Here is a 15,759-nt window from a genome sequence, read left to right as displayed (position 1 = left end):
AAGCGCGAACGATCACCCTGTGATTAGAGCGGCGCGGGGAAAAGGGGAAGCGTAGTCCCCCTTTAAGGGTCAGGACTTCCGCAGACCCGCCGAGAAATAGGCCTCGATCGAGTCGGCCACGGCCCCCACCAGGCGAGCGCGGCTGCTCTTGGTGGTCAGGAAGGCCTCGTCGTCCGGATTGGTGATGAAGCCCATCTCCAGCAGCACGGCCGGCACGTCCGGGGCCAGCAGCACGATGAAGCCGGCGTCGCGGTGGCTGCGGCGCAGCAGCGTCGTTTCCTGGCTGACATTGGCCAGCAGCAGCTGGGCGAAGGCGGCCGAGCGGTTCTTGGTCGCGCGCTGGGAGAGGTCCAGCAGGATCTGGCTGACGGCGCGGTCGCGGCCCGGCGCATTGGCCTTCATCAGCCAATCGTCCTTCTCCAGGACCAGGCCGACCCGGTCGGTGCCCTTGTCCGAGAGCGTATAGACCGACGCCCCGCGGGTGCTGGTGTCGGGCCCCGAGTCGGCGTGCATGGAGATAAAGAGATCCGCGTCGGCGCGACGGGCGATCTGCACGCGCGATTCCAGCGGGATGAAGGTGTCGGTCTCGCGGGTCAGCACGACCTGATAACGACCCGTGCGCTCCAGACGCTCCTTCAGCGCCTTGGCGGCGGCCAGGGTCACGTCCTTTTCGAAGACATTGGCGCCCAGCGAGCCGGGATCCTTGCCGCCGTGACCGGCGTCGATGACGATGACCTTCTTCATGCGCAGCGGCGCGGCCTTGACCGGCATGCTGGCCACGGTCAGGCGCGGCGCGTTCGGAGCCGCGCTAGCGCCCTCCACGGCCTTGAGGTCGATGACATAACGATAGGCGCTGGCGCCGTCGCCGGGCGGCAGCAGGAAGCGGCGGCGAACCTCGGCCTTGCCGGCCAAATCGAGGCGCAGGCGGGCGCCGCCGGCGGCCTCGTCGATGACCCAGCGCTTGACCAGGCCCTGACCCGTGCCTTGCAGATCGCCGGACACCAGGACGTTGGGCAGCGCCATGACCAGGCGCTGGTCGCTCATGCCGTCGGAAATCAGCTTGCCGGCCGCGGCGCGGTCCAGGTCGATGACCACGCGCGTTTCCATGCGGTCGCCGCCGAAGCGGACCTTCTGCACGCCGGCGGGCGCGGCGGGGCCTTGGGCGGTCGCCACGGCGACGCCGGCCGTCGTCAGGCCGCCGATAATCAGCGCCGCGCGGACCCAGCCCATGCGGGCCAAACTGATAAGAACCTTACGCATACCCGCCCGCGGTATCCGGAACTGGTGAACCGAACGTCAATATCGCTGGGAGGCGGTAGCCAAAGGGTTAAGTCCAGATCATCCGTCGAAAGCTTTTCTTTTGCTCGCCGATGTGGCTACAGTCCCGCCGCGTGCGGAGTCCGTGATCGTCACGACTCCATGCGAGCCGGTTTTGCCTCGAAAGTGGTCCTGAACCTCTTCCGAAGCGAAGACGGCAGACTAGATAGTTCGAGACGCAGCTGATCTGACGGGCACGACGCCTGCCGAAACGCCGCGCCACGGGGCCCGCGTCGGGCTCAAACGCCTTCCCGGCGACGACGCGCCATCCAATCCGCGCCTGGCGCGGTAGGGACAAACGAAACCTCAATGGGCTGCGCCGCACCCGATCGCCTTTGGCACCCGATCCTCCGCAACCGCGCTGACGGTGCGACGATCGGCGACGCGCGCGCCCTTCATTCAGATCGGCGACCGGGCCTCGCGCCCGCTGCGCGCCGCGGAGACTTCCTTAATGTCGAAGAAGATGCTGATCGACGCAGCACACGCAGAAGAGACGCGTGTGGTCGTCGTGGACGGAACCCGGGTTGAAGAGTTCGACTTCGAGAGCCAGACCCGCAAACAGCTTCGCGGTAACATCTATCTCGCCAAGGTCACGCGCGTAGAGCCCAGCCTGCAGGCTGCGTTCATCGAGTACGGCGGCAATCGCCACGGCTTCCTGGCCTTCAACGAAATCCACCCGGATTACTACCAGATCCCGGTCGCGGATCGCGAAGCGCTGATGCGCGACGACTCGGGCGACGACGAGGACGACACCCCGATCTCGCGCCGCGCCTCGGGTGGCGACGACGAGGACGACAACGGCGCCGATCACGCGATCGACGACGATGAAGACGACGTCGAAGAAGAGCTGGCGCGCCGCAAGCGCCGCCTGATGCGCAAGTACAAGATCCAGGAAGTGATCCGCCGCCGGCAGATCATGCTGGTTCAGGTCGTCAAGGAAGAGCGTGGCAACAAGGGCGCGGCCCTGACCACCTACCTGTCGCTGGCCGGCCGCTACGGCGTCCTGATGCCCAACACCGCCCGTGGCGGCGGCATCAGCCGCAAGATCACGGCCGTGTCCGACCGCCGTCGCCTGAAGAGCGTCGTCAACAGCCTGGACGTGCCGCAGGGCATGGGCCTGATCGTCCGCACGGCGGGCGCCAAGCGCACCAAGGCCGAGGTCAAGCGCGACTACGAATATCTGCTGCGTCTGTGGGAAAACATCCGCGACAACACGCTGCACTCGGTCGCCCCGGCGCTGATCTACGAGGAAGAAGACCTCGTCAAACGCGCCATCCGCGACATGTACGACAAGGACCTGGAGGGCATCTGGGTCGAGGGCGACGCCGGCTATAAAGAAGCGCGCGACTTCATGCGCATGCTGATGCCGAGCCAGGCCAAAAAGGTCTTCAACTACCGCGACCCGACCCCGCTGTTCGTGAAGAACAAGATCGAGGACCATCTGGCCCAGATCTATTCGCCGGTCGTGCCGCTGCGTTCGGGCGGCTATCTGGTGATCAACCAGACCGAGGCCCTGGTCGCCATCGACGTCAACTCGGGCAAGGCCACGCGCGAGCGCAACATCGAGGCCACGGCGCTCAAGACGAACGTCGAAGCCGCCGAGGAAGCCGCTCGCCAGCTGCGCCTGCGCGACCTGGCCGGCCTGATCGTCATCGACTTCATCGACATGGATGAAGGCAAGAACAACCGCACGGTCGAGAAGGTCCTGAAGGACGCGCTCAAGGACGACCGCGCCCGCATCCAGATGGGCAAGATCTCGGGCTTTGGCCTGATGGAGATCAGCCGCCAGCGTCGCCGCACCGGCGTCCTGGAAGGCACCACCCACGTCTGCGAGCACTGCGAAGGCACCGGCCGCGTCCGCTCGGTCGAGTCCAGCGCCCTGGCCGCCCTGCGCGCGGTCGAGGTCGAGGCCCTGAAGGGCTCCGGCGCCGTGATCCTGAAGGTCTCGCGTTCGGTCGGCCTCTACATCCTGAACGAAAAGCGCGCCTATCTGCAGCGCCTGCAAGCGACGCACGGCCTGCACGTCACCGTCATGGTCGACGACAGCCTGCACGCCGGCGACCAGGAGATCGAGCGCACCGAGCTGGGCGAACGCATCGCCGTCGCGCCCCCGCCTTATGTCGAGGAAGACGACGATTTCGATCCCACGGCCTTCGAGGACGAGGAAGAAGACGACGAGATCATCTCCGAAGACGACGAAGACGATATCGAGCGCGAGGACTCGGACGACGACGACGCTTCGGCCCGCAAGCAGGCCCGCGACGACGATCGTGGCGACCGCAAGGGCCGCCGTGGCCGCCGCGATCGTGGCCGTGGCCGCAACCGTCGCGACGAGCGCGAGACCGAAGGCGAGGCTCCGGCCGAAGCCGAGAGCGACGAAGAGGAGCTGGAAGGCGACGCCGAAGACCGCGCCGAATTTGGCGATGACGATGACGGCGCCCGCCGTCGTCGTCGCCGGGGCCGCCGTGGCGGCCGTCGCGGCGGTCGCGAGGACGGCGATCGTCCGACCGACGCCTTCGTCTGGATCCGTCCGCGCGTCCCGTTCGGCGAGAACGTCTTCACGTGGCACGACCCGGCGGCTTTGGTCGGCGGCAACAGCGAACCGCGCCGCCCGGCGCCGGAAGCCCGCGCCGATGACTCGGAAGTCGTCGAACGTCCGAAGCGCGCCGAGCATCCCGAGCGCGAAGAGCGTTCGGGCCGTGAACGCGGTCGTCGTGGCCGCGACCGCGGTCGTCGCAACCGCGATGAAGCGCCCGTCGCCGCCGAGACGGTTTCCGCTGTCGAAGTGGTGACTGAAGCCGCCGAACCGGCCGAGCCGTTCGAAGCCCCGATCCTGGCCCCGCCGGTGATCGCAGGCCCGCCGGCCGACGTCTGGGTCGAACTGCCCGAGACCGAGGAAGCGCCCAAGAAGCCCAAGCGCACCCGCGCTCGCGGCAAGAAGGCGACCGCCGAAGCCGCCGAGGCCGCGCCGGAAGCCGTCGAGGCCGTCGCCGAGGCCGTGACCGAGAGCGTCGCCGTGGTTCCGCCAGAACCGACCCCGGAACCGGTCGTCGAGGCTGCTCCGGAACCGGCGCCCGCGCCCGTTGCGTCAAAGACTGTCGCGCCCGAACCCGTCCTGGAGGCCGAACCGGCCGCCCCGGCCGAGCCGGACCCGAACGAGATCACCACCCCGCCCGAAAAGCCCCGCAAGGGCTGGTGGCGCCGGTAAGGTGACCTGATGCTGGCCCGCGCGTCCTTGACCGACGCGCGGGCCAAATTCGTTTCGGCGAGACCTGGAAACCCTTGTTCCCTCGCGCCGGACTTCCAAGTTAGACTGGTCGTCGTTCGCGGGGGCGCGATCTGGAGATCATTCGATGACCTCGCGTAGCGGGCGTGCCGGGAAGACGCTGGGCGTGACTTTGTCCGCCCTGGCCGTGCTCGCGTCCGGAGTTCCCCAGGTCGCCCGGGCCCAGGACGGCGGCCCCTCCCTGATCCGCGACACCGAGATCGAGGAGATCCTGCACCACGACGCCGATCCGATCTTCACGGCGGCGGGGCTGGACGCGCGGAACGTTCGCATCCTGATCATCGGCGACAAGTCCCTGAACGCCTTCGCGACCCAGGGCCTGCAGATGGGCCTCAACACCGGCCTGATCCTGCAGACCGAAAATCCCAACCAGTTGCGCGGCGTCATCGCCCACGAAACCGGACACCTGGCCGGCGGCCACCCGATCCGCTCCGACGAGATGATGAGGGCCGGGCTCAAGCCGATGATCCTGACCATGGGCCTGGGCATCCTGGCGGCCCTGGCCGGGTCCGCCGACGGCGCCGCCATGCTCCTCGGCAATGCGCAGTACGCCGGGGCGCTTGGCGCTCTCGGCTATAGCCGCGAACAGGAATCGCGCGCCGACCAGGCCGGCGCCGGCTTCCTGGAAGCCACCAATCAGTCGGGCCGCGGGCTCGTCGAGTTCTTCGACAACTTCCGCTACCAGGAGGTCTTCGACCAGGCCCGGCGCTTCGCCTATTTCCGCAGCCACCCCCTGTCGTCCGAACGGATCGAGGTGCTGCGCAGCCGCGTCGAGCGCCAGCCGCACTACAGCGCCGTCGACACGCCGGAAGACCTGGCCCAGCACGAGGTGATGAAGGCCAAGCTGGAAGGGTTCCTGAACCCACAGGTCGCCTTGATGAAGTACAAGGAAACCGACACCGGCTTCCCGGCCCGCTACGCGCGCGCCATCGCCTACTACCAGATGAAGGACCCCGACCGGGCCCTGAACCTGCTGCAGCCGCTGATCGACCAGCACCCCGACAATCCCTATCTGTGGGAGCTGAAGGGCCAGATCCTGTTCGAATTCAACCGCATCGCCCTGGCCGAGGAGCCGCAGCGCAAGTCGGTGCAGCTCAAGCCCGACGCCGCCCTGCTGCGCATCAATCTGGGCCAGACCCTGATCAGTCTGAACGATCCCGCCAAGATCGAGGAAGGCGTCCAGGAGCTGAAGCGCAGCCTGCTGAACGATCCCGACAACGCCGTCACCTGGCGCCTGCTGGCCCAGGCCTACGACACCCAGAAGAAGGACGGCCAGGCCCGCCTGGCTACCGCCGAGCAGTATTATTCGCTAGGCGCCGTGCGCGAAGCCAAGGTCTTCGCCATGCGGGCCCGCGAACTGCTGACCAAGAACACGCCCGAATGGCGTCGGGCCACCGACATCGTCCTGGCCTCGCGACCGACCAACCAGGAACTGAAAGACCTGGCCAAGGAAGGCCTCGCCCAATCCAACCTGGCCCAATAGGGCCCTCTCCTATTTCCGAGATCTCGATGACCGTCTTCCGTCGCGCCGCGACCCTCGCCGTTCCGTTCGCCATCGCCGGCCTGACCCTCGCGGGCTGCGGCCCGGCCAAGCCCGACAAGGCATTCGGCGAGAAGGTCCGCGCCTATCTGCTCGAGCACCCCGAGGTGCTGATGGAAGCCAGCCAGAAACTGCAGGAAAAGCAGGCCAAGCAGCAGGCCGTCTCGGCCCAGCAGGCGATCGGCCAGTATCGCCAGGCTATTGAGCGCGACCCGCGCGACGTCGTCATCAACCCGAATGGTTCGATCACGGTCACCGAGTTCTTCGACTACCGCTGCGGCTACTGCCGCCACGCCGCACCCGAGATCGTCGAGCTGGTGCAGAAGAACCCCGACGTGCGCCTGGTGCTGAAGGACTTCGTGATCTTCGGCAACGACAGCGAGGCCGCCGCCCGCCTGATGCTGGGCGCCAAGGACCAGGGCAAGAGCCTGGAGCTCTACAAGGCCCTGATGGCCGAGAACGCCCTGGACGCCGCCGGCGCCCTGCGCATCGCGCAAGGCATGGGTATCGACATGGCCAAGGCCCGAGCCGCCGGCGAAAGCCAGGCAGTCACCCAGCACCTGGCCGACACCGAAGCCCTGGCCAAGACCCTGCAACTCTCCGGCACCCCGGCCTTCATCGTCGGCGACACCCTGATCCCGGGCGCCGACATCAACGCGCTGAAGCTGGCGATCGAGCAGACGCGGTCGGGTAAGGCGAAGGCGGGCTGATCCGCGCCTTGAAGCGTGGTCCACGAGGAGCCACTATCTTCCCGTGGACGCTTCAAGGAGCATCACCGTGCGCGTCGCGCTTGCCGAAGCTGAAGGCCAACTGACCGAACTGGTCCGCCGCGCCGAAGCGGGCGAGGAAATCATCCTCACCCGCGAGGGCCAGGCCGCCGTGCGGCTAACGCCCATCCCGCAGGTATCGCCGATTGATGTGGCGGATCGCCTTCGTCGACTTCAAGAGATCAGCGACAGAGGGCGCGCCAAGGCTATCCAAGACGGCGTATCCGCCGCCCGCAGCCAGGACTTTCTATACGATGACGATGGCCTCCCAGGGTGATCGTCGTCGATACATCGGCTCTGATGGCAATCGTGCTAGGCGAGCCGAGCGCCTCGGCATGCCATATGGCGTTGGCCAGCGAAGCTGAGGTCCTGATATCCGCCGCGACGGCCACTGAAGCTATGATCGTCGCTCATCGCAAGGCTGTTGCCGGCGAAATGAACGATCTTCTTCAGGGCTTTAAGTTTCACACCGTCCCTGTGACGGCCGACGACGTCGGCAAGATCGCAAGCACCTACCGCCGCTGGGGCAAGGGCTTTCATCCTGCCGCCCTGAACTTCGGTGACTGCTTCGCCTATGCGCTCGCCCACGAACACGGTTGCCCGTTGCTGTTCGTGGGGAACGACTTCGCCAGAACCGACGTCGTCTCGGCGCTCTAGATCAACCCCGCCAACGGCGAGCTCGGATCCGCATACAGCCGCTTCTGCATCCGGCCAGCCAGATAGGCCTCACGCCCGGCGATGACCGCGTGCTTCATGGCCTTGGCCATGCGGATCGGGTCCTTGGCTTCGGCGATGGCGGTGTTCATCAGGATGGCGTCGCAGCCCAGCTCCATGCCGATCGCCGCGTCCGAGGCGGTGCCGACGCCGGCGTCGACCAGGACCGGGACCTTGGCGTTCTCGACGATGATCCGCAGGTTGACGCGGTTCTGGATGCCCAGGCCTGAGCCGATCGGCGCGCCCAGCGGCATGATCGCCACGGCGCCGGCTTCTTCCAGCTTGCGGGCATAGACCGGGTCGTCGGAGCAATAGACCATGACCTGGAAGCCCTCGGCGACCAGCAGCTTCAGCGAGCGCAGGGTCTCTTCCATATCCGGGAACAGGGTCTTGGGGTCGCTGAGGACCTCCAGCTTGACCAGGTCCCAGCCGCCGGCCTCGCGGGCCAGGCGCAGGGTGCGCACGGCGTCCTCGCCGGTGAAGCAGCCCGCAGTGTTGGGCAGATAGGTGAATTCGGTGGGCTTGATGTAGTCGACCAGCAGCGGCTGGGTCGGGTCGGTCAGGTTCACGCGGCGCACGGCCACGGTGACGATCTCGGCCCCGGCCGCGCGGGCGGCGGCGGCGTTGGTCGCATAGTCCTTGTACTTGCCCGTGCCGACGATCAGGCGCGAGCGGAAGGTGCGGCCGGCGACGGTCCAGGTTTCGTCGGCGTCAGCGACGGCGGAGTCGGGGGAAACGTGCGCGTTCATGCGGTCGGTTTACGCCCCGTCAGCCCGCGTTTCAAATGCGGATGATCAACCGCCGCCGATGAAAGTGACGATCTCGATGCGGTCGCCGTCCGTCAGCGCGGTCTCGGCATAGGTCGAGCGTGGGGCGATCTCGAGGTTGCGCTCGACCGCCACCTTGCGGGCGTCCAGGCCCAGGGCGGCCACCAGATCGGCGATCGTGACCACCTCGGCCACGTCCCGCTCTTCCCCGTTCAGCAAAAGCCTCATCTCACCTCCGAAGCGAGCCGTGCTTGTGACCCGGCGGAACCGGCTATACAAGACCTCCCGGAATCGACGGCGGAGCCGCATGGTAAAACCGATCCACGTGCTGAGCGGACCCAATCTCAACCTGTTGGGGACCCGCGAGCCCGAGATTTATGGCAAGGACACGCTCGACGATGTCCGTGCGCGCTGTGAGGCGCGGGCGGCTTCGCGTGGCGTCGAGGTGGTTTTCCGCCAGTCCAACCATGAGGGTGTGCTGATCGATTGGGTGCAGGAGGCGCGTGAGTCGGCCTCGGCCCTGATCCTCAATCCGGCCGGCTACGGCCACACCTCGATCGCGCTTCTGGATGCGCTCAAGACCTTGAGCATCCCGGTGATCGAGTGCCACCTGTCCAACCCGGCGGCGCGGGAGGAATTCCGCCGCCACACCTATGTGTCGCTGGCCGCTACGGGGATCGTCTCCGGCTTCGGCGCGGCGAGTTATGAACTGGCGATCGAGGCCGCTTTCGGCCTGATCCGCGTTTAGCAACGATAACGCCCGGCGTTTTCCGCCGCCGGGGCGCTCAGAAGAACAAGGTAAGCTTCCATGTCGAACCCCAAGGCCCCCGCCGATCCGGTCGAAGCTCCGGCCATCGACGCCCGTCTGGTCCGCAAGCTGGCGGACATCCTGAAGGACACGGGCCTGTCCGAGATCGAAGTCGAGCACGCCGGCCTCAAGATCCGCGTCGCCCGCGAACTGCACGCCGCGCCGGTCAACTACGTCCAGGCCGCCGCCCCGGCCTATGCGCCTGCTCCGGTCGCCGCCCCGGCCCCGGTCGCCGCCGCCGCGCCCGCCGCTGAAGCCGCTCCGGCTCCGGCCGCCGCTCGTGGCGACGCCGTGAAGTCGCCGATGGTCGGCACCGCCTACCTGTCGCCGCAGCCGGGCGCCGACGCCTTCATCAAGGTCGGCGATACGGTCTCGGCCGGCCAGACCCTGCTGATCGTCGAAGCCATGAAGACCATGAACCCGATCTCGGCCCCCAAGGCCGGCAAGATCGTCGAGATCCTGGTTGAGGACGCCCAGCCCGTCGAGTTCGGCGAGCCGCTCGTCGTCATCGAGTAACGCTCATGTTCGACAAGATCCTCATCGCGAACCGGGGCGAGATCGCGCTCCGGGTTCACCGCGCCTGCAAGGAAATGGGCATCGCCACCGTGGCGGTCCACTCCGAGGCCGACCGCAACTCCATGTGGGTGCGCCTGGCGGACGAAAGCGTCTGCATCGGCCCCGCGCCAGCCGCCAAGAGCTACCTGAACATCCCGTCGATCATCGCGGCGGCCGAGATCACCGGCGCCCAGGGTATCCACCCGGGCTACGGCTTCCTGTCGGAGAATGCCCGCTTCGCCGAGATCGTCGGCGCGCACGGCTTCACCTTCATCGGCCCGAAGCCCGAGCACATCCGGATGATGGGCGACAAGATCACCGCCAAGCAGGCCGTGAAGGACGCCGGCATTCCGGTCGTCCCCGGCTCGGATGGCGGCGTCTCGACCGAGGAAGAGGCCTTCGAGGCCGCCGAGAAGATCGGCTTCCCCGTGCTGATCAAGGCCGCCGCCGGCGGTGGCGGTCGCGGCATGAAGGTCGCCCAGACGCGTGAAGACTTGGCCGAAGCCGTCTCGACGGCCCGCGCCGAGGCTCGCGCCGCGTTCGGCGACGACACGGTCTATATGGAGCGCTACCTCCAGAAGCCGCGCCACATCGAGCTGCAGGTCATCGCCGACAGCCACGGCAACGTGGTTCACCTGGGCGAACGCGACTGCTCCCTGCAGCGCCGCCACCAGAAGGTGCTGGAAGAAGCCCCCTCGCCGGCCCTGTCGGCCGAAGGCCGCGCCAAGATCGGCAAGGTCGTCGTCGACGCCGTCAAGGCCATCGGCTACCTGGGCGTCGGGACCATCGAGTTCCTGTGGGAGAACGACGAGTTCTTCTTCATCGAGATGAACACCCGCCTGCAGGTCGAGCACCCGGTCACCGAAGCCATCACCGGCATCGATCTGGTCCGTGAGCAGATCCGCATCGCCGCCGGCCTGCCGCTGTCGTTCACCCAGGAAGACGTCGTCTTCGAGGGCCACGCCATCGAGTGCCGGATCAACGCCGAGAACGCGCGGACCTTCACGCCCTCGCCCGGCACGATCACCGACTTCCACGCTCCCGGCGGTCTGGGTGTTCGCCTGGATTCGGCGATCTACACCGGCTATGCGATCCCGCCCTATTACGACAGCCTGATCGGCAAGCTGATCGTGCACGGCCGCGACCGCGCCGAGTGCATCGCGCGCCTGAAGCGCTGCCTGGGCGAGATGGTCGTCGGTGGTGTCGAGACCACGATCCCGCTGTTCCAGGACCTCTTGGTGCAGCCCGACATCCTGGCCGGCGAGTACGACATCCACTGGCTGGAACGCTGGATCAAAGCCCAGGAAGCCTAGTCCAGGCGCAACTATGGAAGACGCCTTCACGGTCGACGACCTGATCGCCTGCTACGCGCGTGGCGTCTTCCCCATGGCCGACGCCCGCGAGGACGAAAGCCTGTTCCTGATCGATCCCGAGCGGCGGGGCGTCCTGCCGCTCGGGGACTTTCACATCCCCAAGCGCCTGGCCCGCACCGTTCGCAACGGTCCCTACGAGGTCAAGATCGACACCGCCTTCGACGCGGTGATCGAGGGCTGCGCGGCCTCCAAGCCGGGCCGGGTCGATACCTGGATCAACCACCCCATCCAGCGCCTGTACGGCCAGCTCTACGCGCGTGGCCTGGCCCATAGCGTCGAGACCTGGGAAGGCGACCAGTTGGTCGGCGGCCTGTACGGTGTGGCGCTAGGCGGTGCGTTCTTCGGCGAGAGCATGTTCTCGACGGCGCGCGACGCCAGCAAGGTGGCGCTGGTGCATCTGGTCGCACGGCTGGTGGCCGGCAGTTATCAGCTGCTGGACACCCAGTTCCTGACCGATCACCTGACGCAGTTCGGGACGATCGAGATCAGCCGCGCGGACTATCGCCGGCGGCTGGCCAAGGCCCTGCTGATCCCGGGCGACTTCTACGGTTTGGCGGGCGGGGCGACCGGCAGCGACTGCTTGCAGGCGATCAGCCAGGCGTCATAGACCGGGTGCTCCAGCGGGTGCAGGCCCGGCGTGCTGGCGTACATCCAACCCTTGTAGACTTGGCGTCCCGGAGGCGCGGCGCGGCCGGCCTGGGCCTTGGGCTGGGTGTCGATCACGACATAGGCCGAGGTTTCCGGCGCGATCTCGTCCGAAGCGGCCGTCTCGCAGGCGCGGACGGTGAAGATCAGGGTCTTGTAACGGATCGGCTGGCCCACTGGGACCTCGAACCGCATGGTCTCGGTCGTGACCTTGTCCAGGGCCTGGACGATGGCCACCGAGTAGCGCAGGCGCTTGGCGGGCTCGACCGGCTTGGCCAGGGTCGTCGGCTTGGGCGTCGCCACGGCGCCGGGCTTGGGCGAGGCCGGCGGCACGGGATTAGCGACCGCCGGGGTCACCTGAACCGGCTGGGCCTCGCCGGCCGGCGTCGGCGCGGGGGCCGGACGCGGCGCGGGCTGAGCCTGCGGGGCCAGGGGCGCGGCCGGCGGCTGGTACGTCGAGTTCTGGCGCGCCAGGGCGGCGCCCGTCGCGGTCAAGCCGGACAGGGCCACAACGGCGGCGACCAGGGACGCCCGACGGGCCATGCGGCTTATTCCGGCTTCCAGGCTTCGTAGTCGCTGGTGGCGACCGCGCGTTCGCCGCCACGGGTCAGCGAGCCCTTCGGACGCCAGGCGTGCACGGTGCCGGTCAGGTTGGGCAGGTGATCCTTTTCCCAAGCGCGACGCGGCAGCGGAACCTGGGTCGGCGGCTCGTCGAAGGTGTAGTGCAGCCAGCCGCTCCAGTCCGGCGGGACCTTCGAGGCTTCGGCATAGCCGTTGTAGATCACCCAGCGGCGCTTGCGCTGATCGTAGCTGTCGCTGTTGTCGCGGGCTTCGAAGTAGCGGTTGCCCTGTTCGTCCTGACCGATGAACACGCCACGGCGGCCGATATGGAAGCGCTGACCCAGGGTCGCGCCGTTCCACCACGTGAAGATCGCTTTCAGCACTACGTTCGCACCTGAAATTGCAAGGCTTTGGCTCACCACGAGACGCGTGGCGAAGCGGCCGGAACATAGCGCTCCGGGCTCGCAGCGTCCAGCGCCGCTAGGTCAGGGCCAACTTCAACATCTTGTGGATTAGAGCCCCACGACCCACGACATCTATTGAGGCTCGGCGATCGAGGTTCTAGCTTGGGGTGCGACCTTACGCGCATCCCGACGGCACGGAATCAGTCGTTAGGGATTTGGTAAGATATCACGACCGCCGCCCGGACCGGAACTCGCCCATGCGCACGCCCGCCAAAGCCGCCGGACTTGTCCCCGCCATGGAATGGCGCGACCTCGAACGCGCCGACGAGATCGTCGTGGTCTCCGCGCCGTCGTCGTGGAGCGACGCCCGCGTTGAAGCCTGGCTGGACTGGGCCGGCGAGATCGAGCCCAAGGCCCCGCTGGGCGGCGGACCGGCGCGTTATGCCGAGCGCATCGCCCAGGCGGGCCTCTCGCGCGGCCTGTTCGGCGACAAGGCCGACGCCAACGCTTTCCGGGAAGCCCTGCTGGCCACCATGCTGGCGGGCGTCGCCACCCCGGCCATCGGCCAGGCCGGCCTGGAGCTGCTGCCCGACATCGGCGAGTTCGAGTTCCAGAGCGCGGTGAAGACCACCCTGGCCCAGCGCCGGGGCCGCCTGCTGGCCGCCCAGGCCGCCGCGCGCCTGGACGCCGCCCTGGCCCAGGTCGCCGACGCCGTCCGCCGCTGCTCGGGCGACGCCCGCGCCTGCAGCGACGTGCGCAAGAACCCCGCCCTGGCCCGCGCCGCCCGCAAGGCCCGCGAGCTGGGCGCCGACGACCGCACCATTCTCGACGCTATCGCCACCGCCGACATCCCGCGCCCGGCGCTGGGCGAGCAAGCGCAAGAGCGTGAGCTCTCGATGGTCGCCTCGGCCTCGCGCCAGGCCGTCGCCGCCGGCGATGAAGCCTCGGCCCTGGCCGCCCAGGTCGGCTGGGAGACCAGCGCCCTGACCCTGGCCCTGTCGCCGACCGACGCCGAGCTGGTCTCGCGCGGCGCGGGCGTCAGCGCCGCCATCGACGCCAGCGCCTTCCTCGACGAGGACGGTTTCGACGTCGAGCGCTTCACCTATGTCTGCCACCTGTGGGGCACGGCCCTGGAGCTGGCGCGCGGCGACCGCCCCGCCCGCCTGGGCCTGGCCGGCGTCGGCGACTGCCTGCTGACCCAGGGCTGGGCCCAGACCAGCATCGAGGGCCGCGACGGCGCCGCCGCCCTGTGGGCCCTGGCGGTTGGCGCGGCCCTGTCGGCCAGCGCCGAGGCCGCCGCCGTTCTCGGCCCGGACGAAGCCTTCACCCAAGACAAGCAGAGCATCCTCAAGGGCGTCGCCGAACGCCGCGTCCGCGCCGCCGCCCTGCGCTCGGCCCTGGCCACCGAGGCCGCTGCGTCGCTGGCCACCGCCCACGCCCTGGCCCGCAAGCACGGCCTGCGCTCGGCCGCCCTGGTCGGTCCCTTCGAGGATGTCGAGGCGTCCCTGCGCCTGGGCGGCGCCCCGGTCGGTCCGGCCGGCGCGGTGTCGCCAGTGTCGGTCACCCAGACCGCCGACGGCTGGCTGCTGCCCGCCTTCAGCCCCGCCGCCTTCGAGGCCCTGTCGACCGAAGGCGTCGACCTGGACGCCGCCCGCCGCCACGCCCTGGGTCATGGCTCGCTGCTGGACAGCCCGGCCATCGACCACGTGATGCTGCAGGCCCGCGGCTTCACCGCTCACGAGATCGAGAAGGCCGAGAACGCCCTTCGCGAGCATCACGGCCTCCGCGCCGCCTTCGCCCCGGCCGTCGTCGGCGCGGGCTTCCTGCGCGACGTGCTGGGCGCCTCGGCTGAAGACGTTGCCCGCCGCGACTTCGACACTCTGGCCTTCGCCGACTTCTCGGCCACTGAGATCGCCACCGCCGAGCGCCACGCCCTGGGCTCGGGCACGCTGGGCGACTGCGAGGCGCTGAACCCGGACCTGCGCGAGGCCTTCCGCTCGATAGAGGCCCCGGCCTTCGCCGAGCGCCTGGCCATGCTGGCCGCCGTCGAGGGCTTCGCCTGCCTGCCCTCACCCGTCACCGTGCCGGTGGCCTTCGACAGCCGCCCGGCCGACGCCGTGCGCGCCCAGGCCGCAGCCGCCCGCGCCGGCATCCGCGCCCTGCGCCTGCAACGCGCCAGCGCTCCGATCGACTTCAAGCTGGACCTGCCCGAAGAGGCCGCTCCCGAACCGACCCGCGCCGCCACGCCCGTCCGTGAGCCCGTCGTCACCGAGCGCGTGGTCGAAAAGATCGTCGAGCGCGACCGCGCCCGTCGCCGCCTGCCCGATCGCCGCAAAGGCTATATCCAGAAGGCGGCCGTCGGCGGCCACAAGGTCTATCTGCACACCGGCGAGTACGAGGACGGCGAACTGGGCGAGCTGTTCATCGACATGCACAAGGAAGGCGCGGCGTTCCGCAGCCTGATGAACAACTTCGCCATCGCCGTGTCGCTGGGCCTGCAGCACGGCGTGCCGCTGGAAGAGTTCGTCGACGCCTTCGTCTACACCAAGTTCGAGCCGGCTGGCCCGGTGTCGGGCAACGACTCGATCAAGTCGGCCACCTCGATCCTGGACTACATCTTCCGTGAGCTGGGCGTGTCGTACCTGGGTCGCGACGACCTGGCCAATGGCGACAGCGGCCAGTTCAACGCCGACGGCCTGGGCTGGGGCAAGCCGCTGGAGGACGACGAGATCGACGATGTCGGCCTGGACCCCGTCCTGGCCAGCAAGTTCATCTCCAAGGGTTTCTCGCGCGGCGCCACGCCCGACAACCTGGTCTTCGCCTCGTTCGGCCGCAAAAGGCTCGAGGGCGCAGATCGCCCTGGCGCCGAGGGCGAGATGTGCCCGGCCTGCGGCGACCTCTCGCTGATCCGTCGTGGCGGACTGACCGTCTGCGACACCTGCGGGGCGCAGTCGGATCGCCCAGGTCCTGTCGCCTCGTCGTAGGCCGTTCGGCTGGCATTAAGGTTGCTGCGTCAGGGTGA

Annotated in this window: 16 protein-coding genes; 11 read left to right on the top strand and 5 right to left on the bottom strand. The window is 68.4% G+C overall.

The features are described from left to right. Window positions 1-69: 69 nt before the first annotated feature. Complete coding sequence (locus tag AC07NF_RS03580; RefSeq protein ID WP_494630852.1) at window positions 70-1,260, bottom strand: N-acetylmuramoyl-L-alanine amidase family protein; 1,191 nt, start codon at window positions 1,258-1,260, stop codon at window positions 70-72. A gap of 366 nt (window positions 1,261-1,626) precedes the next feature. Between AC07NF_RS03580 and AC07NF_RS03575 the strand changes: the two genes are divergently transcribed. The 6 genes from AC07NF_RS03575 (at window position 1,627) to AC07NF_RS03550 (ending at window position 7,567) form a co-directional block, all read left to right on the top strand. Beyond that, window positions 1,627-1,845, top strand: a complete 219-nt coding sequence (locus AC07NF_RS03575; protein WP_291878285.1) for a hypothetical protein — start codon at window positions 1,627-1,629, stop codon at window positions 1,843-1,845. Further along, a complete protein-coding gene (locus AC07NF_RS03570; RefSeq protein WP_492810825.1) occupies window positions 1,769-4,525 on the top strand; it encodes an Rne/Rng family ribonuclease in 2,757 nt (918 codons plus the stop codon). The genes AC07NF_RS03575 and AC07NF_RS03570 overlap by 77 nt, the downstream gene beginning before the upstream one ends. A gap of 145 nt (window positions 4,526-4,670) precedes the next feature. Next, window positions 4,671-6,086 (top strand): M48 family metalloprotease, encoded by a 1,416-nt coding sequence (locus tag AC07NF_RS03565; protein ID WP_492810827.1) that lies wholly within the window; start codon window positions 4,671-4,673, stop codon window positions 6,084-6,086. Window positions 6,087-6,112: 26 nt separating this feature from the next. Then, complete coding sequence (locus AC07NF_RS03560) at window positions 6,113-6,853, top strand: DsbA family protein (protein WP_494630856.1); 741 nt, start codon at window positions 6,113-6,115, stop codon at window positions 6,851-6,853. A gap of 67 nt (window positions 6,854-6,920) precedes the next feature. After that, window positions 6,921-7,187, top strand: coding sequence for a type II toxin-antitoxin system Phd/YefM family antitoxin (locus tag AC07NF_RS03555; protein WP_494630858.1), 267 nt, complete (start codon window positions 6,921-6,923; stop codon window positions 7,185-7,187). Continuing rightward, a complete protein-coding gene (locus tag AC07NF_RS03550; RefSeq protein WP_494630860.1) occupies window positions 7,184-7,567 on the top strand; it encodes a type II toxin-antitoxin system VapC family toxin in 384 nt (127 codons plus the stop codon). Before AC07NF_RS03555 ends, AC07NF_RS03550 begins: the two co-directional genes overlap by 4 nt. Here AC07NF_RS03550 and AC07NF_RS03545 read toward each other — a convergent pair. Next, complete coding sequence (locus tag AC07NF_RS03545; RefSeq protein WP_454716272.1) at window positions 7,564-8,373, bottom strand: thiazole synthase; 810 nt, start codon at window positions 8,371-8,373, stop codon at window positions 7,564-7,566. The genes AC07NF_RS03550 and AC07NF_RS03545 overlap by 4 nt on opposite strands. 45 nt (window positions 8,374-8,418) lie before the next feature. Next, window positions 8,419-8,619, bottom strand: a complete 201-nt coding sequence (gene thiS / locus AC07NF_RS03540) for a sulfur carrier protein ThiS (RefSeq protein WP_492810831.1) — start codon at window positions 8,617-8,619, stop codon at window positions 8,419-8,421. Between the two features lie 79 nt (window positions 8,620-8,698). On the opposite strand from thiS, the gene aroQ reads away from it, so the two are divergent. From aroQ to aat, 4 genes are read left to right on the top strand one after another with little or no spacing between them, the layout of a single operon-like run. After that, window positions 8,699-9,139, top strand: coding sequence for a type II 3-dehydroquinate dehydratase (gene aroQ / locus AC07NF_RS03535; protein ID WP_454716275.1), 441 nt, complete (start codon window positions 8,699-8,701; stop codon window positions 9,137-9,139). Window positions 9,140-9,199: 60 nt separating this feature from the next. After that, window positions 9,200-9,715 (top strand): acetyl-CoA carboxylase biotin carboxyl carrier protein, encoded by a 516-nt coding sequence (gene accB, locus AC07NF_RS03530; protein ID WP_492810834.1) that lies wholly within the window; start codon window positions 9,200-9,202, stop codon window positions 9,713-9,715. A gap of 5 nt (window positions 9,716-9,720) precedes the next feature. Continuing rightward, window positions 9,721-11,067: an acetyl-CoA carboxylase biotin carboxylase subunit gene (gene accC / locus AC07NF_RS03525; protein WP_494630872.1), complete on the top strand. Its 1,347-nt coding sequence runs from the start codon at window positions 9,721-9,723 to the stop codon at window positions 11,065-11,067. Window positions 11,068-11,080: 13 nt separating this feature from the next. After that, window positions 11,081-11,734, top strand: coding sequence for a leucyl/phenylalanyl-tRNA--protein transferase (gene aat / locus AC07NF_RS03520; protein ID WP_494630876.1), 654 nt, complete (start codon window positions 11,081-11,083; stop codon window positions 11,732-11,734). Here aat and AC07NF_RS03515 read toward each other — a convergent pair. Beyond that, window positions 11,671-12,315, bottom strand: coding sequence for a DUF2155 domain-containing protein (locus AC07NF_RS03515; protein ID WP_494630880.1), 645 nt, complete (start codon window positions 12,313-12,315; stop codon window positions 11,671-11,673). The two genes, aat and AC07NF_RS03515, sit on opposite strands and share 64 nt — an antisense overlap. A gap of 5 nt (window positions 12,316-12,320) precedes the next feature. Beyond that, a complete protein-coding gene (locus AC07NF_RS03510; protein ID WP_492810840.1) occupies window positions 12,321-12,716 on the bottom strand; it encodes an NADH:ubiquinone oxidoreductase subunit NDUFA12 in 396 nt (131 codons plus the stop codon). Between the two features lie 278 nt (window positions 12,717-12,994). On the opposite strand from AC07NF_RS03510, the gene AC07NF_RS03505 reads away from it, so the two are divergent. After that, window positions 12,995-15,721 carry a TSCPD domain-containing protein gene (locus AC07NF_RS03505; protein WP_494630888.1) on the top strand — a complete coding sequence of 909 codons (2,727 nt, stop codon included), beginning with the start codon at window positions 12,995-12,997 and terminating at the stop codon, window positions 15,719-15,721. Window positions 15,722-15,759 lie beyond the last annotated feature (38 nt).

The organism is Caulobacter sp. GW821-FHT10A06 (assembly GCF_059415805.1).
Note: the sequence above shows the minus strand (reverse complement) of the source record. Positions and strands in the feature narration are given on the sequence as shown.